Origin of the sequence: Prochlorococcus sp. MIT 1341 (assembly GCF_034092415.1) — a bacterium.
GTDB lineage: Bacteria > Cyanobacteriota > Cyanobacteriia > PCC-6307 > Cyanobiaceae > AG-363-P08.
The window spans coordinates 324,063-340,968 of the sequence record NZ_CP139304.1; the positions used below are offsets into that span (position 1 = coordinate 324,063).

Here is a 16,906-nt window from a genome sequence, read left to right on the forward strand (position 1 = left end):
TCTTCTCACTTCAAGGTACAACTTGTAGCTTGAGGTAGCAGAATTGTTGAATGCATCGTATCGTCAGCGTCCCAGGTTCAGAACCGCCAGAGAAATTCTCCTTGGTGGAACAGCCTAACGCCCCTGTGTTATTTCTAACAAGTGCGAGCACAGATATAAATACACTTTCAAAAACACTTGAAGATCCTAATTTTAAAAAATGGGACGGAAAGATACGAGCACTTGAGCTCTCAGCATTAAATCATCCTGCCAAGGTAGACCACTACATTTCAAATACAGCTAATAAAACAGTAATAATAATTGTACGTCTTCTGGGGGGTAAAAGTCATTGGGGGTATGGACTTGGAAAACTAAGTACGTGGCAAGGCTATAAATCAAATAGAAAACTTATAGTACTTTCTGGAACGAAAGATGATGAAAAGGAACTACATGATTTAAGTACAATCGCTGAAGAAGATGTGAACTATATGGCAAGTCTACTTAGAGAAGGAGGAAGCGAAAATATGAAAGTGTTCCTAAAGCTTTTGGATAGGGTCTATAAATTACAAACAACAGGACATCAAGAGAGGAAGCTAACAAAAATTGCAGACCCCTACAAATGGGACTGGAGAAATGAAGAAGGACCTAGGGTTGGAATTATATACTATAGAGCCTTATATAAGGCTGGTGATACTTATCTTCCAGAAACCTTAAACTCTAGTTTACGTAACCAAGGCATAGTTCCGAGAGCATTATGTGTCTCAAGCCTAAACTCTTCAAAAATTAAACGAGCGATTATAAACCTACTAAAAGAGGAAGAGATCCAGGCTATTTTAATGATGACAGCCTTTTCCTCTGTAAAAATTGAAAATGCATATCGTGGATCCGAATTGTGGGGAACATTAAACGTTCCATTACTTCAAATCCTGACAAGTAGTAATAGTAAATCCGATTGGGAGGAAAGCAGTATAGGGCTTACACCAATTGACTTATCTATTCAAATTGTCTTACCAGAGCTAGACGGAAGAATTATCACAAGACCTTGCGGTTTTAAAGAGGTACAAACATTAGATAAAAATTTGTGTACAGCTATTAATACCCTAAAACCTTATCAACCTTCAATTGAATGGGTGGTGAATCATACAAATGCAATTATAAATCTAAGAAAAACCCACAACCGAAACAAGAAAATTGTATTGATTTTATCAAACTATCCTATTAAGGATGGACGAATAGCTAATGGTGTTGGGTTAGACACACCTGAAAGTGTTGTTCAAATCCTCATTTGGCTTAAAGAGAATGACTATAATTTAGGGAAATTTGAAATCCCAAGGAATAGCAAGGAATTAATAAACTTAATCCAGAGATCAAGAACAAACTCTCCAGAAAGTTCGCATAAACCACCATTAACATATTTAAATTATGACTTATATTTTAACTGGTGGAAAAAGCTTAACGAAAAAGCCAAAGGTCCAATTATTGATAGATGGGGTGAACCCAGAGAATCACAAGAATTGGAAAAAGATGGCTTCCCAATAAATGGTATTGTTTTTGGCAATGTAGCCATATTGATTCAACCATCTAGAGGTTACGATGCTACAAGAATAGAAGATATCCATTCACCTGATCTACCTCCACCCCATCGATATCTGGCTCAATACTATTGGATAAATAATATTTTTAAGGCAGATGCTATTTCACATATAGGCAAGCATGGAACAGCAGAGTGGCTACCTGGAAAGGGTGTCGGAATGAGTGAAGTCTGTTATCCAAATCTTATACTTGGCACATCTCCTCATGTTTATCCCTTTATAGTAAATGATCCAGGTGAGGGATCACAAGCAAAACGAAGAGGCCAATCTCTAATAATTGATCATTTAACACCACCATTAGGAAGAGCAGAACTTTATGGTGAACTCCTTAAACTTGATAGCCTTCTAGATGAATACTACACAGCGAGAGAATTGGGCTCAGAACGATCAGATATATTGGAAGATAAAATATTAGAAATTGTAAGGATCACTGAGATAGACAAAGTAATCTCCCGGACAAATGACAAAAGTGAAAATAATCAAGAGGATTTCTTTAGCTCTATAGATTCGTATTTATGTGAATTGAAAGAATCCCAAATTAAAAAAGGGCTTCACATATTTGGAACTTCACCAGCTAAATCTCAACTACTTGAACTTACATTATGCATTTGCAAGTCTCCAACCTTATACAAGAAGGGTATTACCCAAATCATCTCAGATAGATTAAATTTAGATCTTGATCCCTGGTGTGATGAAGAAGAAAAAGCCCTTTCAGGTAATGATAAAAAGATTTTATCTAGGTATATTAATAAGCCTATTATTAAAACTGGGGACACAATCGAATGGTTAGACCAAATAGCACTATCTCTAATAGAGTTAGTTATTGACCCCGACATTGAAACATCTAAGATAGTTCCCAAAGAAGTCCTTCATTTACTAAGTGATCCCGAAGCTCAAGCTATATTAGTGCCTGCAATTAAACAAAACTGGTCAAGATTGAATCGCAGCCCCACGAATGAAAAAGAATCTTTTCTAAGAGCATTCGAAGGTGAATATATTCAGGCAGGGCCATCTGGTGCTCCTACAAAAGGTAGAGGAGATGTACTACCTACAGGTAGGAATTTCTTCTCTATTGATCTAAGAGGACTACCAACCGAATCAGCCTGGGACTTAGGAAGAAGAAGTGCTGAGCAAATACTTTCAATATATTTGCTAGATAATGGAGATCATCTAAAGCATATGGCCCTCTCGGTATGGGGTACTGCCACAATGCGGAATGGGGGAGAAGACATCGCCCAGTTACTTGCCTTAATAGGTGTAAAACCAATTTGGGATGGACCCACTAGAAGAATGATAGATATTGAAGTAATACCATTAAATATTCTTCAAAGACCAAGAGTAGATGTAACGTTACGAATTTCGGGATTATTCCGAGACGCATTCCCTAACCTAATCAAAATTGTACACAGAGCCATACTAATTGTAGGTCAGTTAGACGAACCAAAAGATCAAAATCCCTACGCTCAGATTTGTCGAGATAATGAATCAACAAATAGAATTTTTGGATCAGCACCTGGATCATATGGTGCTGGTCTTCAAGAATTAATTAACTCCGGACAGTGGGAAACTAAAGATGATTTAGCAGAAGCTTATATCTCCTGGAGTAAATGGAGCTATGAGTCAGACTTAACAATAAAGGAGGATAATGTTGGGTTTAGAGATACTCTAGGTAGAGTTCAAGTTGTCATACATAATCAAGACAATAGAGAACATGACATACTTGACTCAGATGACTATTATCAATTTCAAGGTGGTTTATCAGCAGCGGTAGAAAAGATTTCGGGTAAAAGACCGAAATTATTATTTGGAGACCATTCAAGAATTGAGCGTCCAAAGGTTAGGCTATTAAGCCAGGAAGTTGATAAAGTTGTACGAAGTAGGGTATTAAATCCTAACTGGTTGAGAGGTGTTAAATCTCACTCATATAAGGGAGCCTTTGAGATGTCAGCAACACTTGACTACTTGTTTGCATACGATGCAACAACAAACATCGTTCCTGATTGGTGCTATAAGGCCATATATTCAAATTGGGTTCTAGACAAAAGCACAAGTGAATTCCTAAAATCAGAAAATCCATGGGCCTTTCGTGATATTGCAGAGCGTTTGCTTGAAGCATCAAACAGGGACTTGTGGCAAGATGCAACAGATGAGGAAATACAAGAAATAAAATCAATAATAAATGAAGCAGAAGGGATCATAGAGACTATGAATTGATCACCCTAAGATCACATTCTCTATCTACCTAAAAGACTCTTTCCATGTGAGTCAGTACCACAACTTGAAAGAAGGCCCAGGTTATTTAGTTGTGTACTTATTCGTTCACAGACAAAAGTACTGTATTGCCAGCTAGGGTTAAAATCGTAGTCATACCATGCCTCGGCTCCATCAAATCCAATATCAGCAGCAGCAGAAATCAATGTAGAAAAACCAACTCGATAGCGTGCAGGATGAGCTAATAAGACAATTCCACCTGCATCATGGATTGACTCTGAAACCTTTCGTGCCTGTAAATATTCTCCGATTGGAGCTTGTTTATAAATATACGGTTGTAAGGCCTTATGATTTCTATCAAATCCTAAACCTATAGCATGTATGAGACATTTATTTAAAAGACAAGAAATCTCTATACCAGTCCATAAAGTTGGTAAGTCCATAAATTGCTGATTAGTTTCAGCCAGCCATCTATCAATTAATGTGTATGCTTCTATTGAATGATGATCTGTTATGGAAATATGTTTTAGGCCAATTGATGTTGCCTGTTTGATTAGATCGACAGGATGCATACTGCCATCACTACATGTTGTATGTGTATGAAAGTTTACTAGATTAGGGCAACTTAATGGCGTTATTGTACTAAGTACAGAAGTAATTGTTGTTCTAGGTGAATCTAATTTCATTATGAATTTTGATCACTTGATTTGAGTCGTCGCCAACGTGCATAAAACTGAATAGACGCTGCCATAAAGACCACTAAAAATACTATAAGCCAAGTAACTGCATTTGTTGGAAACTGATTTTTAAAGACAACCAACATAACAACCGTAACCAATAAAAGAGTCGGCAGTTCATTAAGGGCTCTAAGTTGCTGCCCAGTCCAATTACATTTACCAAGTTGTAACTGGCCCATTAAGCGGTAACAAAGGATATGGTATAAAACAAGAAAGGCAACAAAAATAAGTTTGAATTGCATCCACCTTTCAGATAGCCATGAAGGTTGAACTATAAGGAGACCTATAGCCATACTGATAGTTAGTACCATACCTGGTGTGGTGATTATGTTTGCTAATCTTCTTTCCATAAGTGAATATTGCTTAGAGAATGCAATCTGAAGTTCCTCTTCAAATTGATTGGCTTCTACATGGTATATAAATAACCTAACTAAATAAAAAAGTCCTGCAAACCAAACAACCACTCCTATTATATGTAGCGCCTTTAACCATAGGTAAGCCTCAGCGGGTATGCTCATCAGAGAAAAATGCCCTAATTGAAACTTTTTTATTATAACATTTTTTCAATGCTTAAAATTGGAGCACAATCATTTATTAAGAGAGTTGTAGGTTGTTCAAAATAAAACATCGAATAAAAGAATAATTATCTCAATAAACAAAAGTATTATGAACTAGGGTGAAAGTAGTTATATATTTCTTTCGCAGTATTAGGACCTATACCTTCAACTTCTTCTAATTCCCTAATTTTAGCCATTTTTATTGCATCTATGGAATGAAAATAGTTAAGTAAATCTTTTATTCTTTGCGTGCCAAGTCCTGATATATCCCTAAGACTGCTTCGTCTCATTCGCTGACTTCGTTGCTGTCGGTGAAAAGTTAAAGCGAATCTGTGTGATTCATCTCTTACACGCCTAAGTAGTTTGATACCTATCTGATTCGGATCTGAAATAAGTGGAGTATTTAGACCTGGAATAAAGACTTCCTCCCTTTGTTTGGCTAACGAACAAATATTGATATCCTCAGAAAGCCCTAGCTCTTTTAGGACATTAAAAACGGCTGTTAGTTGTCCCTTGCCTCCATCTATCAGGATAAGGTCTGGCCAATCATTAGTAGAGGAATTTGCTAGTAGTGAAGGTTTAGAAGATTTAGATTTCTGAAAATCTACTTGTGACCTTTTTAGCTTCGACCATTTCCTAAATCTTCTAGTTATTACTTCACCCAGAGATGCATAGTCATCATTATAGCCAGTAGTTAATTTAGGATTCTTAATCTTATATTTCCTATAATGTTGCTTAGCTGGTAATCCATCTATGAATACAACTTGAGACCCAACGGGGTCTGACCCCTGTATATGACTGATGTCATAGCCTTCAATCCTACGAGGCAACTCTTCCATCTGCAATAATTGAGCCAGGTCTTCTGTTGCGAGTTCATTTTGCTCATAACCCCTCTTAAGATTTATCAGCTCATAATTAGCATTACGTTCTACTAATTTTACTAATTTTGCCTTGGTATGACGTAGAGGTAATTTAATACTAACTTTACTACCCTTTAATTCCGTTAACCAATTTTGAATTAGTGTATTTTGGGGTAAAACAAATTGAGTTATAATTTCAGATGGTATGTCAAAACCTTCAGTATTTGCATAATGTTCCTCCATAATTCTCTGTAATATCAACGATTGGTCCTGATTATATCTATCAGTTTTATAACAGATGGTTCCGATAAGTTTCCCCAATCTCATTTGAAATATCTGTACCACTGCAACATTCTCATCATTTGAAAGCGCTATAGCATCAAGGGAAAGTCTTGAATCTGGGAATGCCATTTTTTGACTTGAAGTTAGCTGATCTAAACCTTTGATTTGATCTCTTATTAATGCTGCTGATTCATAATCCATACGTTCTGATAGTTTGTTCATCTGTATTTTCAAAAGTTTCACCAACTCTTCATTTCGACCTTGAAATATCATGGCTACCTTTTTAACAGTAAGATGATAATCTTCTGGTGTGATATACTTCTGACAAACTCCAGGACAACGACCTATTGAGTAATTTAAACATACTCTATCGTGATATAAGGGTATAGGCCTTTGTCTTAATGGGAACATCTTTTTTACTAACAATAGAGTTTTTCTAAGAAGTGACACGTCTACATATGGGCCATAGAACTTATCCAGATCATTTTTATTTCGTCGACGTCTAGTTATAAATATTCTTGGATACTCCTCACTCCATGTAATACACAAATATGGATATTTTTTATCATCTTTAAGTAAGATATTGAAATACGGTTGATGGTCTTTAATTAGATTCGACTCTAGAACTAAAGCTTCATCTTCAGAATCGGTAACTATGAAATCTATAGAATCTATCTGCTTAACCATTAATTTTATCCTGGGACTATGATTATTTGAGTGCCTAAAATAACTCCTAACTCTATTACGTAAGTTTTTAGATTTACCAATATATAAAATTTGATCTGCTACATCTCTCATTAAATAGCAACCAGGCTCAAGGGGAATTTCTTCAATTCTTCGCTCAAGCTTGGAGTGTATTCTTAGCAAATTATGTTTTGACAAAATTAATTTTCTTGAGGTACATCATCCGCCATATTCCCAACCTGTTGCTGACAAGATTAGTGGGTCAGTATCGTTGATTAATTTTGCTGCCTTAACCTCTCCAACAAAAACAGTGTGGTCTCCATGCCTAACGTCACCAACTAATTCACATTCAATTCCCCCTAGTGAATCATCAAGAATTGGCAATCCTAATTCGCCAAAACTAAACGGTGAGGCCTCAAAACGACCTCCAAGTGCTTCCTGAGGTTTGAAAAACACTGCTGCAAGTTCCTTTTGATCAGATCTCAGGACATTCAATGAAAACTTCCTGGTTCTTAGAATAATGTCATGACTAGTCCCTTCCGATCGAACAGCCATTACAACTAATGGAGGTTCGAAAGATCCCTGTGTCACCCAGCTGGCTGTAAAACCATTAACAACATCACCCTCGCGTACACCACATATAAAAAGCCCATGTGGAATCTTACGAAGGAGTACTTTCTTTGCTTCAGCGTCAATCGGCATTAATTTAATTGTAGTTGCTCCGACTTTAAGGCTAAACCTCTACCAGATCTATCTAAACTGATACCAAATGAGAGTTCTTTATCCCGGAAGCTTTGATCCACTAACAAATGGTCATTTAGACCTAATAGAAAGAGGTGTTGAGCTCTTTGGAGAAGTTGTGGTTGCAGTATTGCACAATACGGATAAGGTCCCTACTTTTAGCCTAGAGAAAAGAGTTCATCAAATCCAACAATCTACAAAACATTTGAGAGGTGTTGAAATTGTAAGCTTTGAAGGTCTTACTGTTGATTGTGCTAAAGATGAAAAATGTACACTCATCCTAAGAGGACTTAGGGCTTTGAGTGACTTTGAATACGAACTACAATTGGCACATACAAACAGGTCATTGGCTTGCAATACAGAAACAGTATTCCTGGCCACTACAGCACATCACAGTTTCCTAAGTAGTTCGGTGGTTAAGGAGGTAGCTAAATTTGGTGGGAACATAAGCCATCTTGTACCAGAAATAGTGGCAAACGAACTAAAATTGCTTTTTAATAAATAAAAAGAATCTCAATCATGACATCTGAAGGATTAACTTTAATCGATCAAATCAACGAACTCGAAAATCTATTTCTTGAATCGCTACGAGTTCCGTTTACCAGTCAGAGACTCGTAAATGAACAGGAGGCAACTTTGCTATTTGAGCAAATTCGAACCTCAGTACCAAGTCAAATCATAGAAGCTGAAGGGATTATCTCATCAAAGGAAGAACTCCTTAGCAATGCGACAGAAAAGTCGGAGAAACTACTTCGGGATGCATGCCTAACCCGGAATAAAATACTAAATTCATCAAGCATTAATAAACTGGCGATAAAACAGGCAAACGAAATAAGAAAAAAGTCACAACATGCAGCTAATCTAATACTATTGAGAACTAAAAAAAAGAAAACAGAGTTGGAAGAAGAATTAATCAAGTCCCAAAAAATCCTACAAAAGAAGTTTAAGCTTATTTTGGGCAGACTCGAACATAATTTACTACAAAAGAAAGCCCTAATGATTAAAGACTACCAACATCAACAAACAAAATTATCAGCGGAAATTGAAAAACTCAAAAAACAACGGAAGCTTATTATCTCTTTGACAAAGAAGGAGAGCAGAAAGCTTGTAAGATCTTCTACTAGATATGGTCATGATATTATTACTGAAGGAATAAACATACAAAAAACTAACCTGGATAAAACTAGAGGGTCTCTTTATGGGTGAAATTACATAAACTATATTGATAAATTTTTTCTATGATTAATGGTAACTTTAGATCAGCTTCCATAGCACCATTTGAGATTATACTAAGATAAAGATAGCCATTTGGACTCTCCATATACCCTGAAAGGGATCTAACACCATCTAACGTTCCAGTCTTACCATAGAATCTACCATTAATTGAGGTATTTGAAGTGAAATCAGCTAATGTGCCCCTTTGTCCAGCAACTGCAAGGGATGAAATATAATAGGGAAAGTTTGGCCTCGTAGACATATAGTAAAGGATACTTGTTAAGCTCCTCGTTGTAAGAAGGTTATTTCGAGATAAGCCACTACCATCATAAATTCTAATATTTTGAGTTGGAATTTTTTTATCTTTTAACCATCTCAGCAATTGTTGTGCAGCCTTTTTAGGGACCCAAGTTCTTGATGCATTTCTGAGAAGGACCTCAGCTGTAAAATTATGACTTTCTGCGTTAGAGAGGCTTAGTAAGGCAATCATTGGTGCAGAATACTCTCTGTGCAGCAATTGATTAGAAAATCGCGATTCTATTAATTTTTTGAATGGGCTAGTTTTAAATATTATACCCTTTTGCTTAATATCAGATAAAGAGCTAATTGTTAATTTAATAACACCTGTAGGATCTTTTAGGGATTCTGATGATGTATTGCTATGAATTGCTAATCGAGTAATAGGTGCTCCATAGGACTCATTTTTATCTGTAGTCTTCCAACCATTTGGCCACCAATGATCAGAGGGCTCCTCCCTAATTGTAAGGGTTGGATTACTCTTAAAATAGGGAGTTTTTGGTAGATTAACCTTAAGTGAATCTACTATACGTTTAAGTTTTTCTTCATTCAGATCAGGATCTCCTTCCCCCAAAATTTCGTATTGATCACCTTTTCTCTTATAAAGCGATGTACTTAGTAAAAAGTTTGGGCCTAATTTCTCAAGAGCAAATGCTGTGGATAATAATTTAAGATTAGAGGCGGGTATTCGGGGTGTAGATCCATTAACATCCGCTAATACATTCGAATTTCTATCAATAATCGTTAAACTCCATTTGCCTTGGTCCCTACCAATTACTTTTTTAACGGAATTTGAGATAGAAGCACAGGAAGATCCCTTTGATATAGAAGTTGATTTTTGATGTGAGAATCGATTGGAGTTAGAATAATTTGAGACCTGAGCATTAAGTATTTGAGTGTCATTTAAAACATGAAAAATAAGTGGAGAAGCAATTGAACCCAAAATCAAATTGTGTAATAATGGCATTCTCATGATAAATTATTTGTACCTTATATTGCTGACATTACCTTTAAACCTATAAGTGAGACCTTCCAGTAAAATTGGAACACCAATTTTGACTTTTGTTCCTGCAATTAATAGACCATTCTTTGTAGAAATACCTGATCCAACTAGTATAAATCTAAGGTTAACTAAATTATCATCCGGTGTAATGGTCTTTAGTTTAGACAAATCATCAATGTTTACTATTTTCAACTTTCCTGTCGGTTGATTTCGAACGTATACCTCTAGCTCCTTCTCTTTGATTGCCTCACTTATGAACTCTGACTTGTTTTCAATAGATAAACCTCTAACATCTACTGTTAAAATTAAAGAGGAAGAGTCCCCTTTTATTCTAGAATGTATTGTGTTGATTCTTGGTGACCAGAACACTGCTACCACAGCCAATATAGAAATAATCAACCCAAATAAGTCAATTGGGTTGAAAGTTAACTTTTTCCCAAACAAATACTTGTTCATACTTTAGGAGTTTAGCTTATGGAACTTATTTTAAAATCTACCATTAAATTATAGAAGCTCATAAATTTCTTCAGATGTAGGTTTATCGGTAAATTTTGACTTATAAGAATAACCTTGGTCAGTTAACTGAAATAAGATCCAATCAGAGGGGAAGGCCTTCATTAGAGCACCAGCCTTTAATGGTTCTAGCCAGTAACTTACATTCCAGGATGACAGGAACCTTTTACGTCTATCCCTAGCAACGCTTCCTATACCAACAACAGAATCCTCTAAATTACCATTTATCATAACAATCGGACCGGAATACTTATTAGCTATATCTTCAAAAATCTCAAAATCAGGAGGGGTAGGCATAACAGCTAATAAAATATTAGGTTGTACTAATTGTTTAGTTTTAACTTCATTGAATGAAAAAATCTTTTCTGACATTTCTGGATATTCCCTTTTTGCTAGTGCTGTTGCTCCTGCATCCGGAAATGCTAAATAATGATTCTTGTGAGATTTGAGTAATTCACGGCTATATCTAATTACCAGTGGCAATAGTTTTAAACCTTCAAACTTTAAGGTGACAATCCACCTACCTAAAGGGTTTTTGCCTAAAGACGCAATAGAGGATTTGAATAATCTGAACTCCGCTTCGCGTAAGTCCTTGGGTAAAACTTCATGCATAGGGATGAGTTCGTAGTTAGCGTTGTGAATCTAAGGATTCGTGTATAGCTCTGGAGAGTATTGAAGGGATCAGGTCTATTTCTGTGTCTGTGGTCCAGGGTCCCAGACTAAACCTTAGACCTGATCTTAGATATCTATCTTCTATATTCATTGCTCGTAACACTAGGCTACTTTGGTTATTACCTGAGCTACAAGCAGTTCCGCTACTGGCGTATAAACCTAACTTTGAAAGGTTATAAACTAAAACTCGCGAGTTAATAGGATTGTCATTCTTGTCTGATACCAACATCGAAATATGGTTAGGTAGTCTAATTGTGGGGTGCCCGGTAAAATTAACCCCAACTATCTCCTTTAATTTCTGCCTTAATAAAATAGTTTTTCTAAAAACATCTAAATTGCCCTTGATATTATTGGAATTGATCACATCAGTACTCTCCTTTACTAAATCAATGGATTTGCTCAATCCAGAGACCAGAGGTACAGGGACTGTTCCAGCCCGTAAACCGTACTCAACGGTGTGAGAATTACTCGGTGTTGGTAAAACACATTTATGACGTATTAAAAGGAAACCAACCCCCTTAGGACCTTGCAATTTGTGGGCTGATCCACTTAGAAAGTCAAAGTCTAATTTTTCCCAATTTATAAGACCATGAGGCAAAATCTGAGTAGCATCTGTATGAAATTTAATTCCTCTATTTCGACATTGCCGAGCTATATCAAAAACTGGCTGAAGAGTTCCTATTTCAGACTGTCCCCAAATAATAGAAACAATTTTTGTAGGTTCGCTTAAAAGTTCTTCAGAATAAGATAAATCTATACAGCCAAGGTCATCAACAGGCCATTCTACAATTTCCCAACCCAATTGTTCCAGATTTAAAGCGGCCTGGCGTCCTGCAGGGTGTTCTACAGAAGAAATTACTATACGTGCAGGGGTTAGATTTGTTATAGATAAACGTAAGGCTAAATCAATAGATTCGGTTGCCCCAGATGTAAATACAACATGTTCAGGAAGTGAACCAAGCGCCTTTGATATTGAAATTCGACATCTTTCAAGATGTTTTAAAGCTCTAATGCCTTCATGATGAAGGGAGGAAGAGTTGCCCCAATAATGCAGTTGTGAATCATTGACCACAGATAAAACATCGTTCGATGGTTTGGCGGTTGCAGCTGCATCTAGATAAATTTGAGGAGCGTTATAGTTATCTTTCATGGCATATATTCTAACATAAGTAATAATATGGCTCTAAGATCCAATTACGGAATCTAGATTAGCTAAGGTGAAAAACATTGATTAAGAATTTAAACTTGAATGAAAATGTTTTTCAAGATCACAGGGCAAAACACCTTCAAATACCAGTTCTGCACTTCCGGTCATAAAGACAGATGAGTCCCTATTAGGCCATGAAATATATAAACTTCCACCTGGTAAACTCACTTCTACGTTGGAATTATCTGCTAGACCAAGTAAATGAGCAGCTACAAGTGTCGCGCAGGCCCCAGTCCCACAGGCTAGCGTTTCGCCGCAACCTCTTTCCCAAACTTTAATTTGTAAATGCGTTTTACTGATTACTTTTAAAAAATGAACATTAGTCTTTAATGGAAAAAATTTATGAGACTCCAATTTAGGACCTACAGTATAAAGTTGAAGATTTTCCAAATCATCAAACCGCACAATCATATGAGGATTACCCATTCCAACTGAACAGACATTTAATTTCATGCCGTCTAAAGTTATTGAAGTTTTAGGCAATCCGAACTCTGACATAGGCATTGTTGTAGGAATCGAATTTGGTTTAAGTAGAGGGCGTCCCATATCAACACTTACATCCTTATTCTTTGTTAGACTAACTTGAATTGGGCCAGCCAATGTTGATATGGATAATTTGGGTTTGCTTGAAATAATTTCTTTATCAAATAGATACTTTGTAAGACATCGAATTCCATTGCCACACATCTCTGCCTCAGTGCCATCAGAATTGAAAATTCGCATCAATACATCATATTCGTTCTTTGAAGGTAAAGCAAAAATTACGCCATCTGCTCCTATTCCAAAGTTTCTACTACAAATTCTCATTATAAACTCCTTATTCAAAGAATAGTGTGTATCAGAAATACCCTCCTCCAGATAATCAAAAAGGATAAAATCATTACCCAGACCATGGTATTTAAAAAATTTAATTAAAGATTTCATAAGGTAGTCAGAAGAATCATTCAACTGATTAGGAAAAGTATAATAGCATATTAATATATTTGATATCTAATAAGGGAAGAATTCAGTGTGTATCATATGTCATTATTTATAGGTCTTATTTTTTGCGAATAAGAAAAGTGCACAAAAGATGATTATTATTAACGGCAAGAAATTTAGCAAGGCTAAAAAACCAATTATAAGAATGAAAATACTAGAAAGTATAATCATGCCCAAAGCTAATAAAAGAAATAGTTTTCTAAGTGGCCTTAAGAATATTGGTCCAGATGTAATAAATAGTTTGTACTGAAGAAAGAGTCGTAGCTTGACAAGGTTAAGTAATTCTTCAAAGTGCCATTTTATTGATTTATGTGAGACAGATCTATAATAGGAATGGCTTATATTCTGAAATAAACCCCTTGGTTTAGCAAGCAAGGTATTAAGGTGAATAGACTGTGCCTGAATCAAACATTTGACAGTATAACTAATAGTGGAATCTATATCTTTGATTTGTTTCTTGATATTTGAATTATCATTTATGTTATTTTTGGTATAAGTTGTGATGCCTGTACTTTTTCTAAACAAAGTTTCAGAAATAGAACGACTAAGCTTTTTTCGTATTTTCCTGATGTCTATCATGGTTTGAGTTAATATAACATTTGGTTAAAATAAGCTCATCTATGAGAAGGGGCGTAAAAAAAAATCCTTTATAGGCTCATTATAGTTATTCTATTACTTAATCCAATATAGTGTAAAGTGGGAAGATAAGACCTTAGGAAAACTCAGTTACTAGATCGTGAATAAAGAAGTACCACAAGATTCATACTCCAAGCAGGAAGGACTGCACTACAACCACAAGGATTTAGAGATTAAATGGCAAAAGGTTTGGGAGAAGATGGGCATAGACAACACATCAGATCCAAAAACTGGTGAGAATACATACTACGCTCTATCAATGTTTCCTTACCCATCTGGAACACTACATATGGGTCATGTTAGGAATTACGTGATAACAGATGTCCTGGCGCGATACCACAGAATGAAAGGTTATAAAGTTCTTCAACCTATGGGGTGGGATGCATTTGGATTACCAGCTGAGAATGCGGCAATCGAAAGGGGAATAAACCCTGAGGAATGGACTAAAAAAAATATTAACCAAATGAGAAAGCAATTAAAACGACTGGGGCTGTCCATTGACTGGGACCGTGAATTTGCGACATGCGATGCTGACTATTACCAATGGACACAATATTTATTTCTTGAATTGTTTGAATCGAAACTTGCATATCAAAAGGAAGCAGAGGTAAATTGGGATCCAATAGATAAAACTGTTCTCGCAAATGAACAAGTAGATTCTAATGGTAAGTCATGGAGGTCTGGAGCAAAGGTTGAGAAAAGGCTTCTTAAACAATGGTTCCTTAAGATAACAGAATATGCTCCCAATCTCATAGCCGATTTAGATAGATTAACAGGTTGGCCTGAAAGCGTAAAAACCATGCAATCGAACTGGATTGGTAAATCAAAGGGTAGTTTTTTAAAATTCGAGTTATGTAATATTAATGATAGATTTATCGAAGTATTCACAACCAGGCCAGACACTCTATTTGGAGCAACATACCTAGTAGTCGCTCCAGAGCATCCAATTATTGATTCAATTATAAGACCAAATAATGAAAAGAGGATTAAACAATTTAAGCGTGATGTTAGCTTGATAAATGATCTAGAAAGAACATCTGAGCATCGCGATAAAAATGGAATTGACACAGGAATAGAAGTATTAAACCCCGCAACAAATCAAAAGATTCCTTTATGGGTAGGTGATTACGTTTTACCAAATTATGGTTCAGGTGCTGTTATGGGTGTTCCCGCACATGATGAACGGGACTACAAATTCTCGCAAAAGTATAAACTCCCAATCAAATTTGTCATTACTAAAAAGGATCTTGATAAAAATATCCCTACTGACAGAGCATATACAGATGAGGGGATACTTATTAACTCAAATGAATTTAATGGATTACAATCAGAAGTTGCTAGAGAAATGATTATTGGAAAGGCACAAAGAGAAGGCTGGGGCCAACCAAAGACAATATACAGATTAAGAGATTGGTTGATTTCGAGGCAAAGGTACTGGGGATGCCCGATACCAATTATTCATTGCAAAGAATGTGGAGTAGTAGCAGTAGAGAAGAAGGATTTACCAGTTAAATTACCAAAATTATTAGAAATCTCTACAAAAGGAAAGTCAAAGTTAAAAACAAGTAATGAGTGGCTAATAACACCCTGCCCGAAGTGCGGAAAAGAATCAATTAGGGAGACAGATACCATGGACACCTTTATGTGCTCATCTTGGTATTTTCTTAGATTTACAGATTCAGCTAACAAAAATATGCCATTTTCACTAGAAAAAACAAATAAGTGGATGCCAGTAGATCAATATGTGGGTGGGGTAGAACATGCTATTCTTCATTTATTATATTCAAGATTTTTTACCAAAGCATTATCAAAAAAAGGATTGATTGATGTTAACGAGCCGTTTTCTAAATTGTTAACACAGGGAATGGTTCAAGGAATAACATACAAGAATCCATATACCTTTAAATATATAGCTCCAACTAGAGTAAAGGACAAGAGTAATCCTAAAGATCCTGTAACTGGCGATAAACTTGAAGTCTTCTATGAGAAGATGTCAAAATCAAAATATAACGGAATTGACCCAACAGAAGTAATAGATAAATATGGGGTAGACACCTCAAGGTTATTTGTTCTTTTTAAAGCTCCACCAGAAAAAGATCTGGAGTGGAATGACTCAGATGTAGAAGGACAGTATAGATTTATTTGCCGATTATGGAGGTTAATACAACGGTTATCAGAAAAACCGCTCAATGAAACAAGAAAAGGTATGAAATTTGAATACAAAATATATGATAAAGATGATCTGTCTGCAAGCGAAAAGGGTTTAAGAAGGTCTGTACATCAAGCTATAAGCTCAATAACTGAGGACCTAGAAGGTGAACCTCAGTTCAATACGGCAATCTCAGAGTTAATGAAATTATCTAATTCTATAAATGAAAATTTTGATCTAGTCTCAGAGGACGTTTTAGTTGAGGCATTATCAACACTTATTTTATTGATAGCTCCATTTGCCCCTCACGTTGCAGAAGAGTTCTGGAGCCAAGTTGGATTTACTGATAGTATTCATCTCATGACATGGCCAAAAGTTGATGAGACAGCCCTAATTAGAGAAGAGCTTAAAATCATTATTCAAGTGAATGGAAAGGTCAGAGGATCAATTATGGTCGAAGCAAACATTGGAAAAGAAGAAATCACGAATCTAGTTAAAGAAGGAGATGTGGCTCAAAAATGGCTACAAGGAGAAGAGGCAAAACGAATTATATATGTACCAGGAAAGTTAATAAATCTAGTCAAATAATT

General features: G+C 36.0%; 13 protein-coding genes. 4 read left to right on the forward strand and 9 right to left on the reverse strand.

Annotation, left to right across the window (positions count from 1 at the left end; translation table 11 throughout):
- Nucleotides 1–50: 50 nt before the first annotated feature.
- Nucleotides 51–3,785, forward strand: a complete 3,735-nt coding sequence (gene cobN, locus SOI84_RS01635; RefSeq protein WP_320674668.1) for a cobaltochelatase subunit CobN — start codon at nucleotides 51–53, stop codon at nucleotides 3,783–3,785.
- A gap of 20 nt (nucleotides 3,786–3,805) precedes the next feature.
- Here cobN and SOI84_RS01640 read toward each other — a convergent pair whose 3' ends face one another.
- The 4 genes from SOI84_RS01640 to SOI84_RS01655 all read right to left on the reverse strand — a co-directional run bounded on the left by SOI84_RS01640 (nucleotide 3,806) and on the right by SOI84_RS01655 (nucleotide 7,604).
- Nucleotides 3,806–4,468, reverse strand: coding sequence for a PHP domain-containing protein (locus SOI84_RS01640; protein WP_320674669.1), 663 nt, complete (start codon nucleotides 4,466–4,468; stop codon nucleotides 3,806–3,808).
- Nucleotides 4,468–5,037: a protoporphyrinogen oxidase HemJ gene (hemJ, locus tag SOI84_RS01645; protein WP_320674670.1), complete on the reverse strand. Its 570-nt coding sequence runs from the start codon at nucleotides 5,035–5,037 to the stop codon at nucleotides 4,468–4,470. Before hemJ ends, SOI84_RS01640 begins: the two co-directional genes overlap by 1 nt.
- Nucleotides 5,038–5,183: 146 nt before the next feature.
- Nucleotides 5,184–7,103, reverse strand: coding sequence for an excinuclease ABC subunit UvrC (uvrC, locus tag SOI84_RS01650; protein ID WP_320675316.1), 1,920 nt, complete (start codon nucleotides 7,101–7,103; stop codon nucleotides 5,184–5,186).
- Nucleotides 7,104–7,121: 18 nt separating this feature from the next.
- Entirely contained in the window at nucleotides 7,122–7,604 is a 483-nt protein-coding gene (locus tag SOI84_RS01655; protein WP_320674672.1) for a flavin reductase family protein, read from the reverse strand.
- 67 nt (nucleotides 7,605–7,671) lie between these two features.
- Here SOI84_RS01655 and coaD point away from each other — a divergent pair, with 67 nt between their 5' ends.
- Together coaD and SOI84_RS01665 are read left to right on the forward strand one after the other, a co-directional pair.
- Entirely contained in the window at nucleotides 7,672–8,148 is a 477-nt protein-coding gene (gene coaD, locus SOI84_RS01660; protein ID WP_320674673.1) for a pantetheine-phosphate adenylyltransferase, read from the forward strand.
- 14 nt (nucleotides 8,149–8,162) lie between these two features.
- Nucleotides 8,163–8,849, forward strand: a complete 687-nt coding sequence (locus SOI84_RS01665) for a hypothetical protein (protein ID WP_320674674.1) — start codon at nucleotides 8,163–8,165, stop codon at nucleotides 8,847–8,849.
- Here SOI84_RS01665 and dacB read toward each other — a convergent pair.
- From dacB to dapF, 5 genes are all read right to left on the reverse strand, one after another.
- Nucleotides 8,827–10,128 (reverse strand): D-alanyl-D-alanine carboxypeptidase/D-alanyl-D-alanine-endopeptidase, encoded by a 1,302-nt coding sequence (dacB, locus tag SOI84_RS01670; RefSeq protein ID WP_320674675.1) that lies wholly within the window; start codon nucleotides 10,126–10,128, stop codon nucleotides 8,827–8,829. The genes SOI84_RS01665 and dacB overlap by 23 nt on opposite strands.
- 6 nt (nucleotides 10,129–10,134) lie before the next feature.
- A complete protein-coding gene (locus tag SOI84_RS01675; protein WP_320674676.1) occupies nucleotides 10,135–10,614 on the reverse strand; it encodes a DUF4330 domain-containing protein in 480 nt (159 codons plus the stop codon).
- A gap of 48 nt (nucleotides 10,615–10,662) precedes the next feature.
- A complete protein-coding gene (locus SOI84_RS01680; RefSeq protein WP_320674677.1) occupies nucleotides 10,663–11,283 on the reverse strand; it encodes a DUF1995 family protein in 621 nt (206 codons plus the stop codon).
- A gap of 16 nt (nucleotides 11,284–11,299) precedes the next feature.
- Nucleotides 11,300–12,493, reverse strand: a complete 1,194-nt coding sequence (locus SOI84_RS01685) for a cysteine desulfurase family protein (protein WP_320674678.1) — start codon at nucleotides 12,491–12,493, stop codon at nucleotides 11,300–11,302.
- Nucleotides 12,494–12,574: 81 nt separating this feature from the next.
- Complete coding sequence (gene dapF / locus SOI84_RS01690) at nucleotides 12,575–13,498, reverse strand: diaminopimelate epimerase (RefSeq protein WP_320674679.1); 924 nt, start codon at nucleotides 13,496–13,498, stop codon at nucleotides 12,575–12,577.
- Nucleotides 13,499–14,267: 769 nt separating this feature from the next.
- Between dapF and leuS the strand changes: the two genes are divergently transcribed.
- Nucleotides 14,268–16,904 carry a leucine--tRNA ligase gene (leuS, locus tag SOI84_RS01695; RefSeq protein WP_320674680.1) on the forward strand — a complete coding sequence of 879 codons (2,637 nt, stop codon included), beginning with the start codon at nucleotides 14,268–14,270 and terminating at the stop codon, nucleotides 16,902–16,904.
- Nucleotides 16,905–16,906: the final 2 nt, after the last annotated feature.